We start from the raw sequence: 20491 nt of genomic DNA on the forward strand, positions 1-20491 counted from the left end.
CGCGGGGGATGACGCTGCTGGTGTCCGGGGCCTTGTTCATGGAGATCCTCGACGCCACGATCATCGCCCCGGCCGTTCCGCTGATGGCCGAGTCGTTCGGAGCGCAACCCGTCGACGTCGGCGTGGCGATCTCGGCCTACCTGGTGACCGTCGCCGTGTTGATTCCGGCCACCGGGTGGATGGCCGACCGGTTCGGCGTCCGCAGGGTGTTCCTGGTGGCGATCGCGTTGTTCACGATCGCCTCGATCGGTTGCGCGGCCAGCGCCTCGCTCCCGACGCTGGTGGCGATGCGCGTGCTGCAGGGGATCGGCGGCGCGATGATGGTGCCCGTCGGTCGGCTTGCGGTGCTGCGCAATTCGACCAAGTCCGACCTGGTGCACGCCATCGCCATGTTGACCTGGCCCGCGCTGACCGCACCCATTCTCGCCATTCCCCTCGGTGGGGCCATCGCGACGTTCGGGTCGTGGCGGTGGATCTTCGTGATCAACATTCCGATCGGCATCATCGGATTCCTGTTCGCGCTGCGCCTCATTCGCGGGTCCGCGGCGCCGGAGGCACGGCCGCTGAACTGGCGCGGACTGGTGCTGAGCGCGCTCGGCATCGCCACCGCGCTGATCACCGTCGAGCGGTTGCGGATGCACGGAGTCGAATGGCACACCGTCGCGATCGGTGCCTCGGCGGCCGGCCTGTTGCTGGGCTGCGCCGTACTGCACCTACTGCGGTCGTCGAACCCGCTGGTACAGCTGCGGGTCCTGCACGTGCGCACGCTGCGCATCACCGTCTCGGCCGGTGGCATCTACCGCGCGGTGATCTCCGCGGTGCCGTTTCTCCTCGCCCTGCAGTTCCAACTCGAGTTCGGTTGGTCGCCACTGGCGTCGGGCGCCGTGGTGGCCGCCTTGTTCCTCGGGAACGTGGCCATCAAGCCGGCGACCACTCCGCTGATGCGGCGCTTCGGAATCCGCAACGTGCTGATGGTCAACGCCTTCGCATCGGTCGGAGGCTTCGCCCTGCTGGCCGTGCTGCGACCAAGCCTGCCCATCGCCGCGATCACGGCGATCGTGTTCGTCAGCGGCGCACTGCGGTCGATCGGGTTCACCGCGTACGCCACCCTGGCATTCTCCGACGTCCGGGGCGACGACCTGACGCACGCGAACACTCTGAACGCCACCGTGCAGGAGCTGGCGTCGGGCTTCGGCATCGCCATCGCCGCACTAGCCCTGAGCCTCCTCGGCTCCTATTCGTCGACCTATCTGTTCTTGGGCGTGCTGATGGCCGGCACGCTCGTCGAAGCGTTCCGACTACCGGGCGACGCAGGTCGGCACGTCAGCGCACAGGCCTGATGGAGCCTGCTCAAGGCGCTTCGGGCGTCGTCGCGGTCACGGGCGGGGTGGCGACCTCTGGGGAGTCCGGTGCGGCGGATGCACCGGGATCCACAGTCGGCTCGATCAGCGTCATCTCCGACGTCGTCACCGGACCCGGCGGGGCGGGCTCGGGTTCTTCGGCCTGGCTCGCGCCGCTGAAGCCCACTGCTACCGCGGCGGCGACTGTGGCCGTCGCTCCGGTCAGACCCATCAACTTCTTCGTCCGAGTGCGCACCACGACCATCACTCCTCTTACTCCGGTGGCGGCCACGTTGCCGCCGTCACACGAACGGCTACCCCGCAGCGGATCCGGATATGCAGACGGTTCGTGGTCGGCTCAGCCCCACTCGTGGTTCATGGCGCGGGAGTCGACGTTCGGTTCGGCGGAGCGACCCCTTCCCTGACCGGCCCCCGACACGGCGATGAGGGTCATGGCGAGCGCGGCGGTGACGGCGCCGCCCGCGAAGATCAAGACGAAGGCGTGCTCCGAGGGCAAGCCGGTGCCGGTGCTGGTCGCCGACCGGGCGAGCAGGACGGCCACGGCCGCCGCGGCGATCGAACTGCCGACGGTGCGGGCGATGGCGTTGACGCCGGTGGCGACTCCGGTCTCGCCGCTGTCGACCTCGCTCACGACGAGTGCGGGCAGCGCCCCGTAGCCCAGGCTGATGTAGGCGTTGACCCAGATGCCCGCGACGATCACCTGCCAGGACTGATCGTGTGAGATGGCGAGCCAGAGGAAACCGATCACGCCGGTGACCGCGCCGCTGACCAGGACCAGGCGCGCGCCGAAGCGGTCGATAAACCGGCCGCTCAACGTCGCGGTGACGAAACCGGCGATCGCCCCGGGTAGCAGGAAGACCACGCTGGCCTGCAGCACCGTCGCACTGAACCCGTATCCGGCCGCGTCGCGGTCGATCTGGACGAATTGCGTCAGGCCCAGGAAGCCGAAATAGAGCCCCATCCCCACGAAGATCGTCGCCAGATTGGTCAGCAGCACCGCTCGCCGCGACAACATGGCGATCGACACCAGCGGGTGGCGTTGTCTGCGCTCCCAGGCCCACCACGCCACCAGCACCGCGATGCCGAGCGCGGTGACGCCGAGGGTCGCCGGCGAGAGCCACCCCCACGAGTTGCCCTGGGTGATGGCCAGCAGCAGCGCCGACAGGCCGACCGCCAGACCCAAGGCACCCAGCCAGTCGATCGTGCCGACGCCTCGCGTCGTAGCGCTCGGCACGATCGTCGCGGCGAGGACGAGCACCGCAAGGGTGAAACCCGTGGTCAGCCAGAACACCCGGTGGTACCCGGCGTCACCGTCCATCAGCAGCCCGGTGACGACCAACCCGGCGCCGCCGCCGAATCCCAGTGTCCCGGACAGCACGGCCAGTGCGCCGACGACGGCGCCTTCGGGCAGCGCGTCGCGCAGGATGGCCACGCAGATCGGATACAGCGAGAACGAGACGCCCTGCAGCACGCGGGCCACGATGAGCAACGCCAGCGACGAGGTGACCGCCGCCAGTATGGAGCCCACCAGGACGGCGAGGAGGACGGCGAGCAAGACGTACTTCTTGTTGTAGAGATCCGCGAGTCGGCCGATGAGCGGCGTCGACGCCGCTGCGGCGAGCAGGTTGGCGGTGACGGCCCAGCTGACGGCGACGGTGGAGGCGTGCAGTTGCTCGGCGATGATGCCGAGGACCGGGACGACGGCGGTCTGCAATACCGCCACCGTGAGCGCCACCATGCTGAGGGCGACGACGAGGAGTCGCGGACGCGGGTACTGCTCGGCGGCGCTCGTGGGGCCCACGCCCGCACCGCTTTTTCGCATGCCTAATTATGTGGGCTACCGATTGCTGCGGACGAGGCGGTCGCCGGAAGCGCCGGATGCCGCACGTCGTGGAAGGCTCTTGGTTCGGCGGGGCTCGAGCGGTGAGGGAGACGATGGCAGGCGAGGACGCACACTTCTACCGGACGGCGGATGGCACCGGCCTTCCACACGACCCGTTCAACGCGATCGTCGGCCCGCGGCCGATCGGTTGGATCTCGACGGTGAATGCCGAAGGCGCCCCCAACCTCGCGCCGTACAGCTTCTTCAACGGGTTCAACTACCGCCCGCCGGTGGTCGGCTTCGCGTCGATCGGGTGGAAGGACAGCGTCGCCAACGTCGAGGCCACGCGTAACTTCGTGTGGAATCTCGCGACCCGCGACTTGGCGACCGCGATGAACGAGACGTCCGCGTCCATCCCGTCGGGGGAGAACGAGTTCGAACGCGGGGGATTGACCGCGGTGCCGGCGTCGATGGTCGACGCGCCTCGGGTGCTGGAGAGCCCGGTGAACTTCGAATGCGTTCTGACACAACTGATTCAGCTCACCGACGTCGACGGCAACGACGTACCGACCTGGCTGGTGCTAGGGCAGGTGGTGGCCGTGCACATCGACAAGCACCTGCTGGTCGACGGCATCTACGACACTGCGGCGCCGACGCCGATCCTGCGGGCTGGTGGGCCCGCTGAGTACGTGGCGGTGGCGCGGGAGGCGATGTTCGAGATGGTGCGCCCCGACGACCGTCCGTGAGGCCGAGCCGCTACGGTCCGCCCTTCCAGTGCTCGATGCGGTTGTGGTCGGGTGTGAAGCCGTGCTTGACGCCCCAGAGCACGGCTTGGGTTCGGCTCGACGCGTCGATCTTGCGGTAGATCGTGCGGATGTATGACTTGATGGTGTTGGGACTGAGATAGGTCAGCTTCGCCACCTCGGCATTGCTCTTGCCCTGGGTGATGAGGGCGAGGATCTCCGATTCGCGGTCGCTGAGTCCCTCGCCGCGCCCCGGCCAGTCGAGTCCGACTGCGCTGCGAGCCCGCGGGGGGACGTCGCTGATGATCTTCTCCCCGGCATGCACGGCCTCGAGTGCCGTGACCAACTCGCGGGCAGGCAGCGTCTTCGATAGGTACCCGTGCGCACCCTTCTCCTGGGCACTGGCGATGAGATCGGGGTGAAAGTTCCACGTGTACACCACGACTCGTCGAGCCCGCGGGTTCGCGACGAGGGCGGCGATCTCGTCGTGGTCGGCTTCGGGTTGAGCGAAGGAGTCGTAGAGCACGATGTCGACGGAGTCGTCGAGGCTCATGTTGGCGTCGATCTCTGCGACGACGACCCGGTCGCGGTACCGGTCGAACATGTTGGCCACGCCCATGAGCACGACGTCGTAGTCGTCGACGAGGGCGACGGTGATGGGAGAGTTCGGCGGCGGTGCCATGCGTCCAGATTACCTCCCTAAGGGTGTACCGGTACCCCCCTTAGGGGTGGTGAGCTGGCTTTACGTCGAGCGACCGCTCGATCCACTCGATCGCAGCGCGTTCTGCGCGCTGAACAGAAAGGCTTGCAGCCATGATCGGACTAATCGTCACCATCCTCGTCGTCGGGCTCATCGCAGGCGCCCTTGCGCGTCTGCTGGTTCCGGGCAAGCAGAACCTGTCGATCCCCATGACCATCGTGCTCGGCGTCGTCGGCTCATTCGTCGGCGGATTCCTGGGCTTCTTGATCTTTGGCAAGGACAGCGCGCAGGGGTTCCTGCAGCCGGCCGGCATCATCGGCTCGGTCATCGGTGCCGTCATCGTGCTGGTGATCTGGCTCAAGGTCGGCGGCCGTAACTCGGTCCGCTCCAGGTAGATCGGCCCCCGTGCGGCGGAGATCCACTTCGATCCCGAAGTGGGTCTCCGCCGTCACCGACTCGAACGGAGAAGGCCATGAACTGCCAAGAAGAAGAAAAGACCATTAGTGGTCTCGGACTCGCCGAGACCTGGTTCGGCGACGTCGCCGTGCTGGGTGTCTCAGGGGAGTTGGACATGTTGACCGCGCCCGAGCTTGCGAGGGTGATCGAGGCCGTGGCGCGCAAGAAGCCGGCGGCGCTCGTCGTCGACCTGTCGGCGGTGGATTTCCTGGCGTCGGCGGGGATGAGCACGCTGATTACTGCCCACGAGGACATTGCACCGCAAGCCAGGTTCGCCGTCGTGGCCGACGGTCCTGCCACGAGTCGGCCGTTGCGACTCGTCGGAATCGACCAGATCTTCGCCGTGTATCGGACCCTCGACGACGCGCTTGCGGGTGTCGGGTCGGAACGGCACGGGCGCTCGGATTCCTAGCCGACTTCTGGGCCAGGGTGCTTGCGCTTCCTGGGCGTGGCTTGAGGAGAACGTAGGGACTTGCGTAACCTGCGCGGCGCTCGAATGTGATGAGACGTACGTCTCGAAACATCCGATCTCCAGGCAATCTCCAAGCTTGCCGAAGGTTCAGGTGAAACACATTGACCAGGAGGCACATTCACAGCGGATCTCCACGCAATCTCCATGCAACGGGAGGACGGGCTGTGGAGCATGAGACAGGGGAGAAGCCCACCTAAGAGCGAATCGAGAGCAGAAATCATGACTGCAAGCCCCTTTCCCGTTACCGTCCGGCAATTTGGATTCGACGAGGATTCAACGCGGCGCCGTGAATCACTCGACGCCGCCCTGCAATTGGCTGATGAACTCGCCGACGAGTTCGTCGTCGATTCGGCGAGGCGAGAGCGGGATGGCACGACCTTGCTGCCGCAGCTCCGCAGGATCGAACAGTCGGGACTGTTAGGCGTCACGGTTCCCGTCGAACACGGCGGTCTGGGGGCGCCACCGTCGGTACGGGTGGAGATCATGCGCCGGCTGGCGAGGGCCGACAGTTCGATCGGTCAGTTGCTGTTGTCGCATTTCGTGGGCAGCGAGGCCCTTACGGGACTGGGACACAATGCTCCGGCACCCGAGCTATTCGCCGATGTGATGGCGGGTGGCAGGTTGGGCAATGCCGCTGCCGAGCGTGGCACGAAGTCCACGCTCGACCTGCGGACCACGATCACGCAGAACGCTGATGGCACGTGGGTGATCGATGGCACGAAGTACTACGCCACGGGTGCGCTCGGCGCGACGTGGATTGCGATCGTCGCCGTCGTCGACGAGGGCAACGGGCTGCCAGGCAACGAGACTGCGATCGCGTTCGTGCGTCCTGATCAGTCGGGCGTGGAGCTGGACCTGGGCCGGTGGGGTGCGTTCGGCCAGCGGGGGACCGCAAGCGGCGAGGTGCGGCTGCGCCACGTCGTGGTGGAGGGCCAGTACGTATTGCGACAGGGCCCGCCACCGGAGGTGCCGGCGGACGGACCGACTGACCTGATCGGCACGTACGACCAGGCGCTGCACGCTGCCATCGACATCGGAATCGCCCGTGCCGCACTGGAAGACGGTGTGTGCTTCGTCAACACGCGGTCCCGACCGTGGCAGGAAGCGGTCATGGCCGGCATCGAGCACGCGAACATGGAGCCGCACGTCGTGCGTCGCTTCGGCGAACTGGCGGCTCGGTTGTGGGCCATGGAGGCGCTGTTGGCCCGGGGAACGGCGCTGCTCGACGAAGGATCCGCCCACCCGTCGGCCTCCGTCGCCGCGGAGGCGACGTTCACGGTCGCCGCCGCCAAGGCGCTGGCCCAGGAGTACGCCGTCGAGATCGCCAGTGGCATATTCGAGTTGACCGGCACGTCGGGGACCGACGCCGATGCGAATCTCGACCGGCATTGGCGCAACGTTCGGACCCATTCGCTGCACGACCCTGCTCGGTGGAAGTACGTGCACCTGGGCAACCACGTGTTGCGGGGGAGTCAGGCGCCACGGCTGGGCCTGTACTACTAGGCGCCGCCAGGATCGAGGCTTCGCCAACTCGCCCCGATGGGAAACTCCACGACCGCTCCAGCATCCGTTCGGTGCAGATCGGACGACCCGAAAGGAAGTACCGTGTTCGCAGATTCGCTCTCCAGCAGAGTGTTCGAGAATCTAGCCGCTTCATCGCCAGCGCAGACCCTCGACTGCTTTGGCGGCTACATCGAGATTCTCAGCAAGCACTCGGACTTCTGGGTACTGCGCGGCACCGTGCCGCCCGGTTCGGCCGTCCCAGCGCACCACCACCCCGACCCCGAGGACTTCCTCATCCTGTCGGGGCGCCAGCAGGTCCTCGTCTCCGACGGAGACGCCATGGCCTGGCGCGAGGCCCGTGCCGGTGACTACCTACGCGTACCTGGCGGTGCGCTCCACGCCCACCGCAACGTCACGGATGAACCGGCGGTCGACCTCATCGTGACGACGGAGCGCCTTGGCACGTTCTTCGAAGAGATCGGCCGACCCGTGACCGACGACCTTCAACCGCCGACGCCCCAGGAGGTCGCGCACTTCGTCGCCAAGAGCATCGAATACGGGTATGTCCTGGCCACTCCTGAGGAGAACGCCGCGTATGGCATCGAGTTGTCCGGGTTCACGCTCTGATCCCTCGAAGGACCACCCTCGCCGACGACTAAGTATAGTGAACAATACTTAGATTTGGATTCCGCCTGTCGGTGGAGGGGAGTGGTTTCGTGAGCGAGCCGAACAGCGTCATCGATCACCCGTCGAGACGACTGGTGATCGCGTTGCCGATGTCTTACGACGACGCACGTGCCAGGTACGAGGCCGTCGTGCCGGTCTACGACGCGACGGCGTTCGCCGATGCCCAGTCATGGGACGACACGTTGGCCATCGCCAACGTTCAGGCGCCGCACGGGTTCATGCTGTACGCGCGGTTCGACGTGACGCCGATGTTGGCGGGCTCACCGTCCGCGGGGCGCGCGACGGAATACCTGATGGGCAACCACACGATCGCCGAGACGATGTTCCGACACGATCCCTGCGTCATGCTGCACGCGCCCTTGCGCACGGTGATCTGCGAGGGTGCCGACGGTTGCGCGCGGTTCGTGGTGGACCAACCCAGCCTGCAGTTCGGTTCCTTCGGTAAGCCCGAAATAGCCGCGGTAGGCCGGCACCTCGATGAACTGCTCGCAGGGGTCATCGGGCTGCTCGGCGCGGAGGTGCCGGCAGAACTCGGCGGCTAGGACACGGTCGATCCGACGATGCGGGCCGCTCGGCTGCCCCGCGCACGGGTCGTCATCAAGTGATGACGCACGCGGTCGGGCCGGTCCGCCCTTACTCCGGTCGTCTGATCTCGGTCGTGTCCTCGGTCGGTTCCTCCGCGGCGTGCCGTCCGCGCGCGCCGGCCAGGGCGAGTTCGCGGGTCCGGCGGTCGGGGCGCTGGCGCACGTTCAGGGGCCACCAGAACCATCGGCCCAGGAGCGCCGCGATCGATGGGGTCATGAACGAGCGGATGACCAGCGTATCGACGAGCAGACCGAGACCGATGGTCGTGCCCACCTGAGCCATCACCTTCAGATCGCTGATCGCGAACGACATCATGGTGAAGGCGAACACCAGGCCTGCCGAGGTCACGACACTGCCGCTGCCCGCAATGGACCGGATGATGCCGGTGTTCAACCCGGCGTCGCGTTCCTCCTTGAACCTGGAGACGAGCAGCAGGTTGTAGTCCGACCCCACCGCGAGCAGGATGATGACCGACATGGCCAGCACCAGCCAGTGCAGCTCTAGCCCGATGATGTGCTGCCACAACAGGACTGATAGTCCGAACGACGCGGCCAGCGACAGCACCACCGTGCCGACGATCACCAGCGAGGCGATCGCGGCCCGGGTGATGATCAGCATGATGATGAAGATTAGGCAGATCGCGGAGACGGCGGCGATGACGAGGTCGTAGTTCGAGCCGTCGCGCATGTCCTTGTACGTGGCGGCAGTACCGCCCAGGTAGATCTGCGACGTCTCGAGTGGGGTTCCCTTGATGGCCTCGAACGCGGCGTTCTTGATCTGGTCGATGTGCGAAATGCCCTCTGGCGTCGCGGGATCACCCTGGTGCGAGATGATGAACCGCACCGCTTTTCCATCGGGCGAGACGAATTGCTTGAGACCCCTCTTGAAGTCGGGGTTGTCGAACACCTCGGGCGGTAGGTAGAACGAGTCGTCGATCTTGGACTCGTCGAACGCCCTGCCGATCGCGTTCGGGTCGGACTGCTGCCTGTCCTGCAGACTCTGCTGACCCTCCTGCGTCGCGTAGTTGGTCATGATCTGGTCGCGATTGCGTTCCTGGGTGGCGATCTGTGGTGGCAGCAGCGCGAGCAGTTTGGGTTGCAGGGCGTTGATCTTGTCGAGGCTCGCCGTCGTCTGCCCGAGCAGCCCTGACAATTCGTTGATCCCGTCCAGCGCGTCGAACAGCGATCGCAGCGTCCAACAGACGGGTATGTCGTAGCAGTGCGGTTCCCAGTAGAAGTAGTTCCTGATGGGCCGGAAGAAGTCGTCGAAGTTGGCGATCTTGTCGCGCAGGTCGTTGGTCACGTCCACCGTTTGTTTCAGCAGATCGCTCTGTTCCTGTTGTGCAGAGGCACTTTGGGACTGCAGCGTCAACTGCTGACGAAGGATGTCGATGGAATTCGAGATGTCCGCGGCCTGCGTCAGGAGGTCGGCCGTCCGCTGCTGGGCGTAGGACTGGCCGAGCTTCTGGTTCACGCCCTGCTGGCCGACGATGTAGGGGATGGAGCTGCCCTCGATCGGCGTTCCCAGCGGCCGGGTGATGGTCTGCACTCTCGCGATGCCTGGAAGGTGGAACACGTCCTTGGCGACTCGGTCGACGATGAGCATGTCCGTGGAGTTCCGCAGATCGTGGTCGGCGACGAGCATCAGGACTTCGGGATTGAGCCGCGCCTGCGGGAAGTGTTTCGCGGCAGCGGCGTAACCGATGTTCGCCTCCACGTTCGCCGGGAGGTACTTCTTGTCGTCGTAACTGGTGGAGTAGGACGGCAGTGCGAGCAAGCCGACGAGGGTCACCGCGATCGACGCCACCAGGATCGGGCCCGGCCACCGCACCACGGCAGTACCGATGCGCCGCCAGCCCCGATTGTTCGTTGCCCGTTTGGGTTCCAGCAGGCCGAAACGGGAGGCGACGGTCATGAGCGCCGGCGCCAGCGTCAGCGCAGCGATCGTCACCACGAACATTCCGATGGCGAGCGGGATGCCGAGGGTCTGGAAGTAGGGGAGTCGGGTGAAGTGCAGGCAGAGGGTCGCGCCGGCGATCGTCAGACCGGATCCCATGATGACGTGGGCGGTGCCGTGGTACATGACGTAGAACGCGTCTTCTCGACTATCGCCGAGGTTGCGCGCCTCGTGGTAACGGCCGACCAGGAAGATGGCGTAGTCGGTGGCAGCCGCAATCGCCAACAGCGTCAACAGATTCACTGCGAACGTCGACAACTCGATGATGTGGTGATAACCGAGGAACGCCACCACACCGCGTGCGACGGCCAGTTCGAGCACGACCGTCAACAGCACGATGAGCACCGTCACGATGGAGCGGTAGACGAGCAGCAGCATGGTCACGATGACCACGAAGGTCAGCGCCGTCACGAGTTGGAGACTCTCGTCGCCGGCGTGTTGCTGGTCGGAGTTCAGCGGTCCGGCGCCGGTGACGTAGACCTTGAGCCCCGGTGGCGGCGGGTGGTCGGCGACGATGTCGCGTACCGCCTCCACGGACTCGTTGGCCAACGTCTCGCCCTGGTTGCCGGCGATGTAGAGCTGGACGTAGGCGGACAGGTTGTCTGCACTCTGCGAGCCGGACGACGTCAGCGGATCGCCCCACAGATCCTGGATGTGCTGGATGTGGGTCGTGTCCTTGCGCAAGTCCGCGATCAGGCCGTCGTAGTACTCGTGGTCCTGAGCGCCAAGGGGTTTGTCGCTTTCCAGGACGATCATTGCCGAGCTGTTGGAGTCGTACTCCTCGAACAACTTGCCCGCCAACTGGGTGGCCTGCAGCGAGGGCGCGTCGTTCGGAGTCAACGACGTCGAGTTGGCCGCTCCCACGACCTCCAGCTGCGGCACCACCACGTTGACGAACGCGGTGAGCGCGAGCCATCCCAGTAACACCGGCACGCAGAACAGACGCAAGAAGCGAGGAACCCGGGCGCGTCGGCCCGTCGTCAGCTCGCTCATGCCGACTTCACCAAGCACGACACCTGAGCGTTGACCCCGGTCGACGATTGCTCGTCTCGTACTTCGTCGTCGACCACGACGCGGCAGCCGATGCTGTCACCGTCGCCCTGGGCGATGATCGTGGCGCTCGCCGACGGCTTCGTGGTCCGCAGTGTGATCGTCCACGGTAGGGATGCGTCGTCGACCCGTTGCGGCGTGGCATCGAGGTCGAGGTAGTTGATGGTCGCCACGGCGCCTGCCATTCCGAAGATCTCGTAGGTCACGACCTTGGGGTTGAAGGGTTCGGCGTCGTCGGCCAGACCTGCCCCCGGGCGGGTTATCTCGTTGTCGGATCCGAAGAGGCCGTGCATTCGATAGACCAGTGCGCCGGCGAGTACGACCACCACCACGATGAGCAGCGGTATCCAGGCCCGCTTGACTATCCCGACCATCTGGGCCCCTTCTGTTCGACCGCCCACCACGAGGTGGCCGAGTCGTGCCGCAGGCGCCAGAGCAGAGCCGTACGAGCATTGTTTAGCTGAGCGAACTTTAAGGCGTTGATCTGCGTTCGGCAAGCCAAACGGCTAACTCGACCAAGTCGATCGTCTGGAAGGAGACCGCGCGCCGACTTCGCGGGCTAACCTCGTTGCGGAAACCGGAGGAGGCGAATGACGTGGCAAGACCCGCAGCATCGCGAGGCTTGGCCCGCGGCCGGGTCTTGGAGGCCGCCCTCGCCCTGTTCGCCGAGCACGGCGTGCACGGCACGTCGCTGCAGATGATCGCCGACCGCGTCGGAGTCGGTAAGGCCGCCGTCTACTACCAATTTCGGTCCAAGGAAGACATCGTCTTGGAGGCCATTCGGCCGACCATCGAGGACATGGCCCGGGTGATCAGGACCGCTGGAGCGCTGCCCGATCCCGAGCAGCGCCGCGTCGTCGCCGTGAGCGGGATGGTCGAGATGGTGGTGCGAAACCGGCAGCTGGCCGTCATCTTCCATGGGGACCCGGCCATCGACCAGATCATGAACGACGAGCCCGATTTCAAGGCCGTGTCCGATGGACTCCGTGAGATAGTCGAAGGGCCCGAACGGAACGTCGCCGAGCGGATCAGCTGTTCGGTGTTCCTGTCCGGGGTGGGCAAAGCTGCCGCCGACCCGGAGTTGGCCGACATCGACGACGACGAGCTGCATCGAGCGCTGCTGGAACTATCCGGCCGGATTCTCGCACCCGCCGCCGAACCCGCCTCGCGCTGACGAGCGCGCCGTACGCGTCGGGTAATCGAACCGCCCGGTCATGGGCCCAAGCGATAGTGTCGTGACGTGCCGCTGAGTCCGCTTCCAGAAATCGCCGCCATCCTGCAGGCGGCGGCGCCGCCCCCCGATTCGGGTCCCGAACCCGCCGTAGGCGATGTGGCAACGCGTCGCAGCAACACTGCGGCGATGTTCACCGCACTGGCGTCGTCGCTGGAGGTCCCCGACGACGTCGAGGTCAGCCACTATGACCTCGAGGTCTCCGACGGCACCGTGCTACCACTGGCGTGGTACGAGCCGACAACCGGAGACCGGACCGCGAGCGCGGCGATGCTCTATCTGCATGGCGGGGGCATGATAGCGAGCCTCGAGCAGACAGCTCCCGTGTACGACATCGCTGTGCGGCAATACGTTTCGGGGTCGGGCGTGCCGGCGTTGGTGGTGGATTACCGCGTCGCTCCTGAGCATCCTCATCCCACCCCGGTGGAAGACTGCTATGCCGCGCTGCAGTGGCTGGAAGCGCACGCTGCCAAGCTGAACGTCGATCCTGCACGCCTGGCCGTCGGCGGCGACAGTGCGGGCGGCGGCCTGGCGGCGGGCGTCGCTCTGCTGGCTCGAGACCGCAGGGGCCCGAAGCTCGCCTTGCAGCTCTTGATCTATCCCATGCTGGACGACCGCACCGTGGTACCCGACCCGCAATTTCCGACCGAGTTCCTGGTCTGAAATTACGACGACAACGTGACGGGTTGGGGAGCGCTTCTCGGCGACGCCTCCGAGAGCGCCGACGTCTCCCCGTATGCCGCGCCAGCGCGAGCCGCGGACCTCGCTGGTCTGCCACCGGCCTACATCGATGTCGGCGACCTAGACATCTTCCGTGACGAAGACATCGACTACGCCCGCCGCTTGCTCGCGGCGGGCGTACCCACGGAACTGCACGTCTTTCCGGGTTGTCCCCACGGCTTCGAGATGATCGCCGGCGACTTACCGGTGTCACGTCAGGCGCTCGACAACCGGGTCAGGCGCTTGACGGAGCTGTAAGAACCGAGCCGTGGACCCGGCAGCACCAGCGGTGGGTCTTGGACATCGAGATCCGCGAGACTTGCTGCGCTGCAACAATTTCGTCAACGGAGCGTCATGGTGACGAATCGTCCGTACATTCCAGGTCTGGCGAGTCGGCGCATCTCGGTTCCGGTTGTTGCGAGACATGGCTCAGCTAACGTGCAGGCGACCATGTTTACCGCAAACGAAGGAGGGGCAAATGCGCATCTTGACCACGGGTCAGCGCAGAACGATCGGAACGGTGGCTGCCGTGGCCGGATCGCTCGCAATCGTCGCGCTGGCTGGGACTGTACCGGCGAGCGCTGCCACAGACGACCCTGGATGCGAAGCGTTCGGTTGGCGGCACCCCATGTGCGCCGGCGGCGCGTGGGCCAACGATGAGACGGCGTCCGAGGAGTGGGGCCCAGCGAACATTCCGAATCCCGTGACGCCGGGCGGCGACATGTCCATGACGTTCCCGGGTTCGCCCAATACGCCTTAGGTATTGCGATGTGGGCCGCGCTGGCCTTAAAAAGCCTGTCGGACAGGCAGTTCACGGATCCGCCGGAGCCATCAAAACGTCACTGCGACGTATCGGCGACGATCTCTCGGTTGGGTGCGAGTCATGATGGCGGGCGTGTTCTGCATCTGCGGGCAGCCGCGCGCCGAGGCGTCTATGACACGCCGTCAGCGATCCGACGGTATCGAGCTGTTGGCCACAGCTTTGGAGTGCTGGTGCACGCGTACGAGATTGCCCGGCGGGTTGGTGATGTAGCGCAGACCGTGATTGCGGTGATGGTTCATGGTGTCGGCGACGTGCACCAGGCGCAGCTTGTCGCCCGCGGCTCGCATGATGTCGCCCATCGCGCCACCCATGTGGAAGGTGCGGCACGTGCGGTAGACCATCCCGATGACCGGAAGAACGCCCGCTCGGACTCCTCGGCTTTCTCGGGCCTGCCGGAGAACTCGGTGTTGACCACGTTCACCCGAGGTCGACGGTGATCTGCAGGGAATGTCAACTCCAGTGTGGACCAGGATGACGATTTGATTCGGGTCTAGGTCGACGCGAGAAAGTTCAGGTTAACTGCTCACTGGTCCACCGACCTCGGACGGCAGCCGAACCGAGGCGAACCTTGATTGGAGCTACCCGTGAGCGCGATATCGCGCGGCTGGGCGTTGAAGAAGCAGAGCTGGGCGGTGGCGCGAGCCCACAGGCCGTTGGCTTTCCTGTCGGTGTTGTCCGCATTTAGTTCTCTGGTGGGACTGGTCGCGTTATGGACGGCCGTTGCCCTGTACACCGGGGTGTGTGGGGTCGTCGACCCAGACAATCCGGTGTTTTGGGTAGCCACCGCGTCGACGTGCTTTCTGACACTCTTCACAGGAACTTTCTTCAATGTCGCCTTGGCCGCATGCGCGGCACGGTCGCTACGCGGCGAGGACCTCACCGCCGTCGAGGGCGTGGCGACGGCAATCCGGCTGATCGGTTCCGTCCTGGGGTGGACGGTCACCAGAGGCACCGTCGGTGTCTTTCTGATCACGGCGCGGTCCAGCGTGCTAGGACGCGAGATTGAGGAGCGGATCACCGGCGCAACGTGGGACGTCGCCGCCTTCTTCGTCGTCCCACTGATCACCTTCGAACACATCGGGCCGAGCAGTGCGCAGAAGCGCTCAACTCAACTTGTTACAGCGACCTGGGGCGAGGACGCGAACCCGGCAGGCATTCACCTGGACGATCTGGTGACCACGGGCCTAGCCGTCATCGGCGGCGCCGGATACGTCTTCTTGACCACCCAGGGATTCTCCGTGTTCTGGTTTGCGGTGACCGTCGTCGGCGTCGCGTCGGCGGTCCTGTCGAGCATCATCACCAGCGCACTGAACGTGATCTTCCGCGTCGCGGTGTATCTGTACCTCGTGACCGGCCAGGCCCCCCACGCCTTCGATGCCACGGTCGTGAGGGGGGCGTTTGAGCGCAAGCAATGACGAGGGCGCAGCGTTTGGGGATCATCGCGGACCGAACCATCGATTCCCTGAAGGGAGACGAGATTCGAGTCGCCGCATCGTTACTCGCGACTGAACCCTCGCTGGAAGTGGGGGAGTCGCTCACGATCAGGCCATGAGTCGTGAGTGAAAAGATTTGCGCCACAGCCGATGCTGCAGGCCAGGAAGATCGAGACGGAGGACGAAAACCAGACTACGACGAGAGCGGAATAGTGTCCGGTTTCTCGTAGCCTTTGTCGCCCGTCAGCGGCAAAGGTGCCAAGTGGCTGCAGCCTGTGAATGGGCATCTTTGCCAAGGCGTGTGGGGCGGGTGTCACGCACACCAATCGGGTCAGCCGACAGACGCACACGCTTGTCCGTCGAGCCTGATGCGTGTCGATCCCGGTGGTGCTGCTGATCAGCTGGTTCCGGGTCGTGCTAGCCGGGTTGGCCGTTGGTCCCGTTCTTGCCAGCTGAGCCGTCGGCTCCGGCTGCCCCGGACGCGCCGGTGTCACCCGTGCCGCCGCCCGTGCCCGTCGCGCCGGTCGCACCCATGCCGCCGGGCGCTCCGTGAGCGCCGGTGGTGCCGGTGCTGCCGGGGGCACCCAGGAGCCCGCCGGGCCCGCCGGCCCCGGCCGCGCCACCGTCTCCACCGACGCCACCGCTGCCACCGACGCCACCAACCCCGCCAGAGCCACCACTGCCGCCGGTGCCGGCCTGACCGGCGGTGCCACCCTTGCCGCCGGCACCCCCCGTGCCGCCACCTCCGGGCCGACCAGAAGACCCACCAGGGGTCGACGTGCCGCCGTTGCCGCCGTTGCCGCCGTTGCCGCCGTTGCCTCCCGCGCTCCCGGTGCCGCCACTGCCGCCCGCACCACCGGTGCCGCCGACGCCGCCCGCACCACCGGTGCCACCGACCCCGCCCGTACCACCGGTGCCACCGACCCCACCGGCACCACCAGCGCCACCGTTGCCGACCAGGAGACCGCCACGGCCCCCGGCACCCCCGGCGCCAGCAGCACTGCCGGTGCCACCTGTACCACCATTGCCGCCGGTTTTTCCCGTGCTGCCAGGCCCGCCGTTCGTGCCGTTCCCGCCGTTTCCGCCGGCGACGCCCGCACCACCGGCACCACCACCGGCGCCGTCCCCGGCGAAGACGAGGTTGCCCGTGGGGCTTACAGCGCTGCCGCCGTTCCCGCCGTTGCCTCCGGCTGCGCCGGTGCCGCCCGCGCCGCCGATACTGCCGGCGCCGGCGCTGCCGCCGGCGCCGGCCAGGGCGACGAGGTTGCCGCCGTCGCCTCCGTTGCCGCCTGCAGCGCCGGGCACGCCGTTACCTCCGGGGCCACCGTTACCGGCGACGGCGGAGGCATTGCCGCCGTTGCCGCCGTTGCCGCCGGGGTTGCCACTACCGCCGGGGCCACCGTCGCCGGTGAACGCTCCGGCTCCTGCATTGGTGCCGTTGGTGCCGGCAGCGCCAGTGGGGGTGGGGTTGACCCCATTGGCGCCGGTGGTGCCATTCTCACCCGGTGTGCCGGTGGCGCCCGTGGCTCCGGTAGACCCGGTCTGGCCCGTTGCACCGGTCGCCCCTCGGCCGCCGGCCCCGCCGGCCCCGCCGTTGCCGATGAGCAGTCCGGCGTTGCCGCCGTTGCCGCCGGCCTGACCTACACCGACGGCGTTGCCGCCCGCGCCGCCGTTACCGATGAAGAACGCGCTTCCCCCCTTACCGCCGTTGGCGCCGTTGCCGCCGTTGCCGAAGAACAAGCCCCCGTTGCCGCCGTTGCACGCCGCACCCACGCAGTCGGCGGCGGCGTCGGCGCCGTTGCCGAACAACCCGAACAGCGGACCCACCGACGCCCCCACGCCGGGCGCCGACGGCACCGCCCCGATCAACGCCACCCGCGCCTGCGGACCCGCAAACCCCTCGGTCGATGCCGACGACCCGAGCATCAACACGCACAACGGATCAGAGCATCCGCTAGTCACGGCGGGCGCCGCCGCCACAGCTGGCGACACCGCCGATGACCTCGATTGACTGGAATCGGCCCACGCCGCTGATGGGGAGGTGATCATCGCACCTGCCCCCAACGCCACCGCCAACGCTCCGACCCGCCCGACATACGTGCTCACGCTCACTGCAGAATCCTTCTCGCCGCTTTTGCGCGGGAACGACTCCCAGCGCATCGGCGCGAGATTCCCACGACTGACCCCACCACCGGCATCTGTTGACTACTGCACTCTTCGCACCGACTACTGCACTTTGCCCCTCCCGTCGCCAGCTACGGCGAACCCGTCGCACGGGGCCCGGTGTCAGATGTCGTCGATCAGCCCGCCCAAACCGGCGCGTCCGGTGACACCGGCCTTGATGCTGGCGCGGTAGATGTGGCTTTCCACGGTGCGTACCGACAGCGATTCGATGTCGGCGATCTGACGGTTGCTCAGCCCTCGAGCCACCAGGACGACGATCTCGCGCTCGCGGTTGGTGAATGGCGCCGCGAGCTCGGCGGAGGCGATCGCCGGGCTGGTCGCCCCACCGCACAGCGCGGCCAGCTGCCTGGCGCGGGCAGCAGCGGACGTAGCGGCGTGAACGCGCCTGGCCCGTCGATGCGACGTCGCCGCCTGCGCTGCAGCGTCCGCCGCGGCCAGCCGATCGCCCATCGACTCCCACAGCGCCGACACCGCGTCCAATTCTCGGGCGTCATCTCCGCTCAACGCGGCCGCGTAGCGCGCCGCCACCGCAGCGCGCACGGTCCCCACCCGTTCGGCGAGGACAGCCAACCGGGGCGCGGCGTCGGTGTCGTCGAGCTGGACCGCCGTCTGCAGGCACCACACTTCCCGCGCCCACTGGTGGTGGTCGCGCGCGAAGTCGGCCGCGGCCAGCGCCAGGGACCGGGCGGCGCCGAATCGTGATCGTGCTGCGGCGATCCAGGCCTCGGCGATCAGGTCAGCCGAGTCGTAGTAGTGGTAGGCCGGGGGGCGACACTCCCGCGCAGTCTCCAGTGTCCGTTCTGCGGCATCCATATCGCCCACCCGGGCCAGCGCTTGGGCGCGGAGCAACGCGAATCGGGGGAAGCTGTTGGCGGCGTGAAACCCTCGACCGATCCAGCTGCTCGGGTCCGGGCTGGCGGGTAGGTGCTCAAGGGCCGCGCGCAGGTCCCCGGCGGCTAGCTGCGTCATCCCCAGGATCTGCTGGGCGACGTGGTGCATCGCGGCGGCGCGGCCGTCGCGGCTGCGGGTGAACCGCTGCGCGATCGCGACGGCGTCGGCGATCCGTCCCGAGGCAGCCAACGCGCTGGCGTGGACCTCGGTGAGAGGGCCGTGCAGGTGCGCGCCCTCGATGCTCGAGGCCAACGCTTGCGCCGATACCGCGACGGTGGAGGCTAGTTGGTCGAGTTGGCCCAGCTCGCCATGCGCCATGCACGCGGCGATGCACGCCATCGCCGTCCCGTAGGGGTCGAGTTCGCGGTCGTCGACCTGCTCCAGGGTCTGCAACACCTCGAGGGTGCGGCCGGCCAGGGCCAGCTGATTGGCCCGGAAGACCAGGATCTGCGCACGCCGTTCACCGGTCTCGGTCCTCAAGGCCTCCTCTACGATCTGCCAGGCCTGTTGGGGTGCGCGGGTGGCCCACAACGCGGTCGAGGCGGCCAACACCACCTCGTTGCGAAAACCCGGGCCCACCTCACCCTGGCGTGGTGCTTGAGCCAGGACGTCGCCGGCGGAGTCGCCGTCGCCCATCATGAACAGCGTCCAGGCCCGCGACACGTGTGCCCGCGGACCGATCCCGGCCTCTGCGGCTGCGGCGAACAATCGTTCGGCCAGGTCGAAGTCGAGCAAGGAATTGGCTGCGCTGCCCGCCGACACCAGCAGCTCGGGGCGCACGGGCAAGTCGGACTCCAGCCACAGCAGGCCACGCTTGACCGCGACCGCGGCGCTTCCGCCCTCATCCATCGCCTCCGCAACCTGTCCACGCAGCCGTGCCAGGCGAGCCGACCCGCACCGCGCGCGCCGGATCTCGGCGAACAGGGGATGGCCCACGTAGACCTCGTCGCCGGTGATCCGGATCAACCCGCGCTGCTCGGCTTCCTCGACGGCGTCCGGCTCGGCCAGCAGCGCCAGGCAGCGCCGATCCAGCGGCTCGGCGACGGCAACCGTGTCGATCACCTCCAGTACCGGCCCCCGCGGTGCACCGACCTGACTTTCGACGACCTCGGCCAGCGACCCGGACACCACGACGTCGCCGCCCCAGCGCAGTTCCCCGTCGGCCACGGCCAACCGTCCGGCCTCGGCTTCCTGTTCGGCGAGCTGCCGCACGAACAGCACGTTCCCGCCGGTGAACGACCAGAATCGATCGCGACAGTCGGCGTCTGGCGGCGCTTCGAACGCGGCCGCCAGCACCGTGCCCAGCTGTTCGGGTGACAACGCCGCCACCTCGCGCCACACCACCTGGCCGTTCTTGACCAGCGCGCTCAGCGCCGCCGGCATGGGCTCGCCAGTCCGGATGGTCATCACCACCGTCGCAGCCCCGGACCCCACCAGGTGCTGCACCACCAGAACCGACAGCTCGTCGAGCAGATGGGCGTCGTCGACGACCAGCACCAGCCGACCCGCGTCGGTATTGGCAACCATGGCCTCGCCCACCCGGCGTACCAGCGCCGCCTCGCCGCCACCGACGTCATCGGTCCACTGGGCACACGCCCCCAACGGGACGTGTCGACCGGTGGCCGTCCCCGTGATCGTCCGAACGGACCACCCGTTGGCGGAGGCGCGATCGGCCGCCTCCCACGCCACCCTGGACTTCCCCACGCCAGCCGGGCCCGACAGGACGATGCCACGCACGTTGCGCCCCTGAATCGCCGCGATCACCTCGCCGACGAGGTCACCACGACCGGCCATCGGCCACTTCCGGGTCACAGCCGAACATTAGCTGGAAGGGTCGGCCAGTGCGACACATCGACGTCGTCGGCGAGTAGATC

Annotated in this window: 16 protein-coding genes and 2 pseudogenes; 10 read left to right on the forward strand and 8 right to left on the reverse strand. The window is 67.1% G+C overall.

Annotated features, from left to right (window positions below; genetic code table 11):
* Positions 1-8: 8 nt before the first annotated feature.
* Positions 9-1340 (forward strand): MFS transporter, encoded by a 1332-nt coding sequence (locus G6N61_RS03190; protein ID WP_163924568.1) that lies wholly within the window; start codon positions 9-11, stop codon positions 1338-1340.
* A gap of 10 nt (positions 1341-1350) precedes the next feature.
* On the opposite strand, the gene G6N61_RS03195 is transcribed toward G6N61_RS03190, so the two are convergent.
* The gene (locus G6N61_RS03195; RefSeq protein ID WP_163917219.1) at positions 1351-1599 is read right to left on the reverse strand and encodes a hypothetical protein; all 249 of its coding nucleotides are present in this window, start codon (positions 1597-1599) and stop codon (positions 1351-1353) included.
* A 99-nt stretch (positions 1600-1698) separates the two neighbouring features.
* The gene (locus G6N61_RS03200) at positions 1699-3183 is read right to left on the reverse strand and encodes an MFS transporter (RefSeq protein WP_163917220.1); all 1485 of its coding nucleotides are present in this window, start codon (positions 3181-3183) and stop codon (positions 1699-1701) included.
* A 113-nt stretch (positions 3184-3296) separates the two neighbouring features.
* Here G6N61_RS03200 and G6N61_RS03205 point away from each other — a divergent pair, with 113 nt between their 5' ends.
* Entirely contained in the window at positions 3297-3929 is a 633-nt protein-coding gene (locus G6N61_RS03205) for a flavin reductase family protein (protein WP_163917221.1), read from the forward strand.
* A 10-nt stretch (positions 3930-3939) separates the two neighbouring features.
* Here G6N61_RS03205 and G6N61_RS03210 read toward each other — a convergent pair whose 3' ends face one another.
* Positions 3940-4608 carry a response regulator transcription factor gene (locus G6N61_RS03210; protein ID WP_163917222.1) on the reverse strand — a complete coding sequence of 223 codons (669 nt, stop codon included), beginning with the start codon at positions 4606-4608 and terminating at the stop codon, positions 3940-3942.
* A 131-nt stretch (positions 4609-4739) separates the two neighbouring features.
* Here G6N61_RS03210 and G6N61_RS03215 point away from each other — a divergent pair, with 131 nt between their 5' ends.
* The 5 genes from G6N61_RS03215 (at position 4740) to G6N61_RS03235 (ending at position 8286) form a co-directional block, all read left to right on the forward strand.
* Positions 4740-5021, forward strand: coding sequence for a GlsB/YeaQ/YmgE family stress response membrane protein (locus G6N61_RS03215; protein WP_163917223.1), 282 nt, complete (start codon positions 4740-4742; stop codon positions 5019-5021).
* Positions 5022-5098: 77 nt separating this feature from the next.
* Positions 5099-5494, forward strand: coding sequence for an STAS domain-containing protein (locus G6N61_RS03220; RefSeq protein ID WP_163917224.1), 396 nt, complete (start codon positions 5099-5101; stop codon positions 5492-5494).
* Positions 5495-5773: 279 nt separating this feature from the next.
* Positions 5774-7057: an acyl-CoA dehydrogenase family protein gene (locus G6N61_RS03225; protein ID WP_163917225.1), complete on the forward strand. Its 1284-nt coding sequence runs from the start codon at positions 5774-5776 to the stop codon at positions 7055-7057.
* A 102-nt stretch (positions 7058-7159) separates the two neighbouring features.
* Positions 7160-7684 carry a cupin domain-containing protein gene (locus tag G6N61_RS03230; protein ID WP_235887386.1) on the forward strand — a complete coding sequence of 175 codons (525 nt, stop codon included), beginning with the start codon at positions 7160-7162 and terminating at the stop codon, positions 7682-7684.
* Between the two features lie 89 nt (positions 7685-7773).
* A complete protein-coding gene (locus tag G6N61_RS03235) occupies positions 7774-8286 on the forward strand; it encodes a DUF302 domain-containing protein (RefSeq protein WP_179973558.1) in 513 nt (170 codons plus the stop codon).
* A 91-nt stretch (positions 8287-8377) separates the two neighbouring features.
* Here the strand turns inward: G6N61_RS03235 and G6N61_RS03240 are convergent, their stop codons facing one another.
* Together G6N61_RS03240 and G6N61_RS03245 are read right to left on the reverse strand one after the other, a co-directional pair.
* A complete protein-coding gene (locus G6N61_RS03240; protein ID WP_163917227.1) occupies positions 8378-11278 on the reverse strand; it encodes an MMPL/RND family transporter in 2901 nt (966 codons plus the stop codon).
* A complete protein-coding gene (locus G6N61_RS03245; protein ID WP_163917228.1) occupies positions 11275-11709 on the reverse strand; it encodes an MmpS family transport accessory protein in 435 nt (144 codons plus the stop codon). The genes G6N61_RS03240 and G6N61_RS03245 overlap by 4 nt, the downstream gene beginning before the upstream one ends.
* Before the next feature lie 221 nt (positions 11710-11930).
* On the opposite strand from G6N61_RS03245, the gene G6N61_RS03250 reads away from it, so the two are divergent.
* Positions 11931-12509, forward strand: a complete 579-nt coding sequence (locus G6N61_RS03250; protein ID WP_163917229.1) for a TetR/AcrR family transcriptional regulator — start codon at positions 11931-11933, stop codon at positions 12507-12509.
* Between the two features lie 186 nt (positions 12510-12695).
* A pseudogene (locus G6N61_RS03255) lies at positions 12696-13544 on the forward strand (alpha/beta hydrolase).
* Positions 13545-14267: 723 nt separating this feature from the next.
* Here G6N61_RS03255 and G6N61_RS31415 read toward each other — a convergent pair.
* A pseudogene (locus G6N61_RS31415) lies at positions 14268-14556 on the reverse strand (sugar phosphate isomerase/epimerase); the annotation flags it as partial.
* A gap of 137 nt (positions 14557-14693) precedes the next feature.
* Here G6N61_RS31415 and G6N61_RS03265 point away from each other — a divergent pair.
* Positions 14694-15524 carry a DUF6159 family protein gene (locus tag G6N61_RS03265; RefSeq protein ID WP_163917230.1) on the forward strand — a complete coding sequence of 277 codons (831 nt, stop codon included), beginning with the start codon at positions 14694-14696 and terminating at the stop codon, positions 15522-15524.
* Between the two features lie 435 nt (positions 15525-15959).
* On the opposite strand, the gene G6N61_RS03270 is transcribed toward G6N61_RS03265, so the two are convergent.
* Both G6N61_RS03270 and G6N61_RS03275 read right to left on the reverse strand, forming a co-directional pair.
* Positions 15960-17468, reverse strand: a complete 1509-nt coding sequence (locus G6N61_RS03270) for a hypothetical protein (RefSeq protein ID WP_268968438.1) — start codon at positions 17466-17468, stop codon at positions 15960-15962.
* Between the two features lie 360 nt (positions 17469-17828).
* Positions 17829-20429, reverse strand: a complete 2601-nt coding sequence (locus tag G6N61_RS03275; protein ID WP_163917232.1) for a helix-turn-helix transcriptional regulator — start codon at positions 20427-20429, stop codon at positions 17829-17831.
* Between the last annotated feature and the right edge of the window lie 62 nt (positions 20430-20491).

Origin of the sequence: Mycolicibacterium arabiense (genome assembly GCF_010731815.2) — a bacterium.
In the GTDB taxonomy this organism is placed as follows: domain Bacteria; phylum Actinomycetota; class Actinomycetes; order Mycobacteriales; family Mycobacteriaceae; genus Mycobacterium; species Mycobacterium arabiense.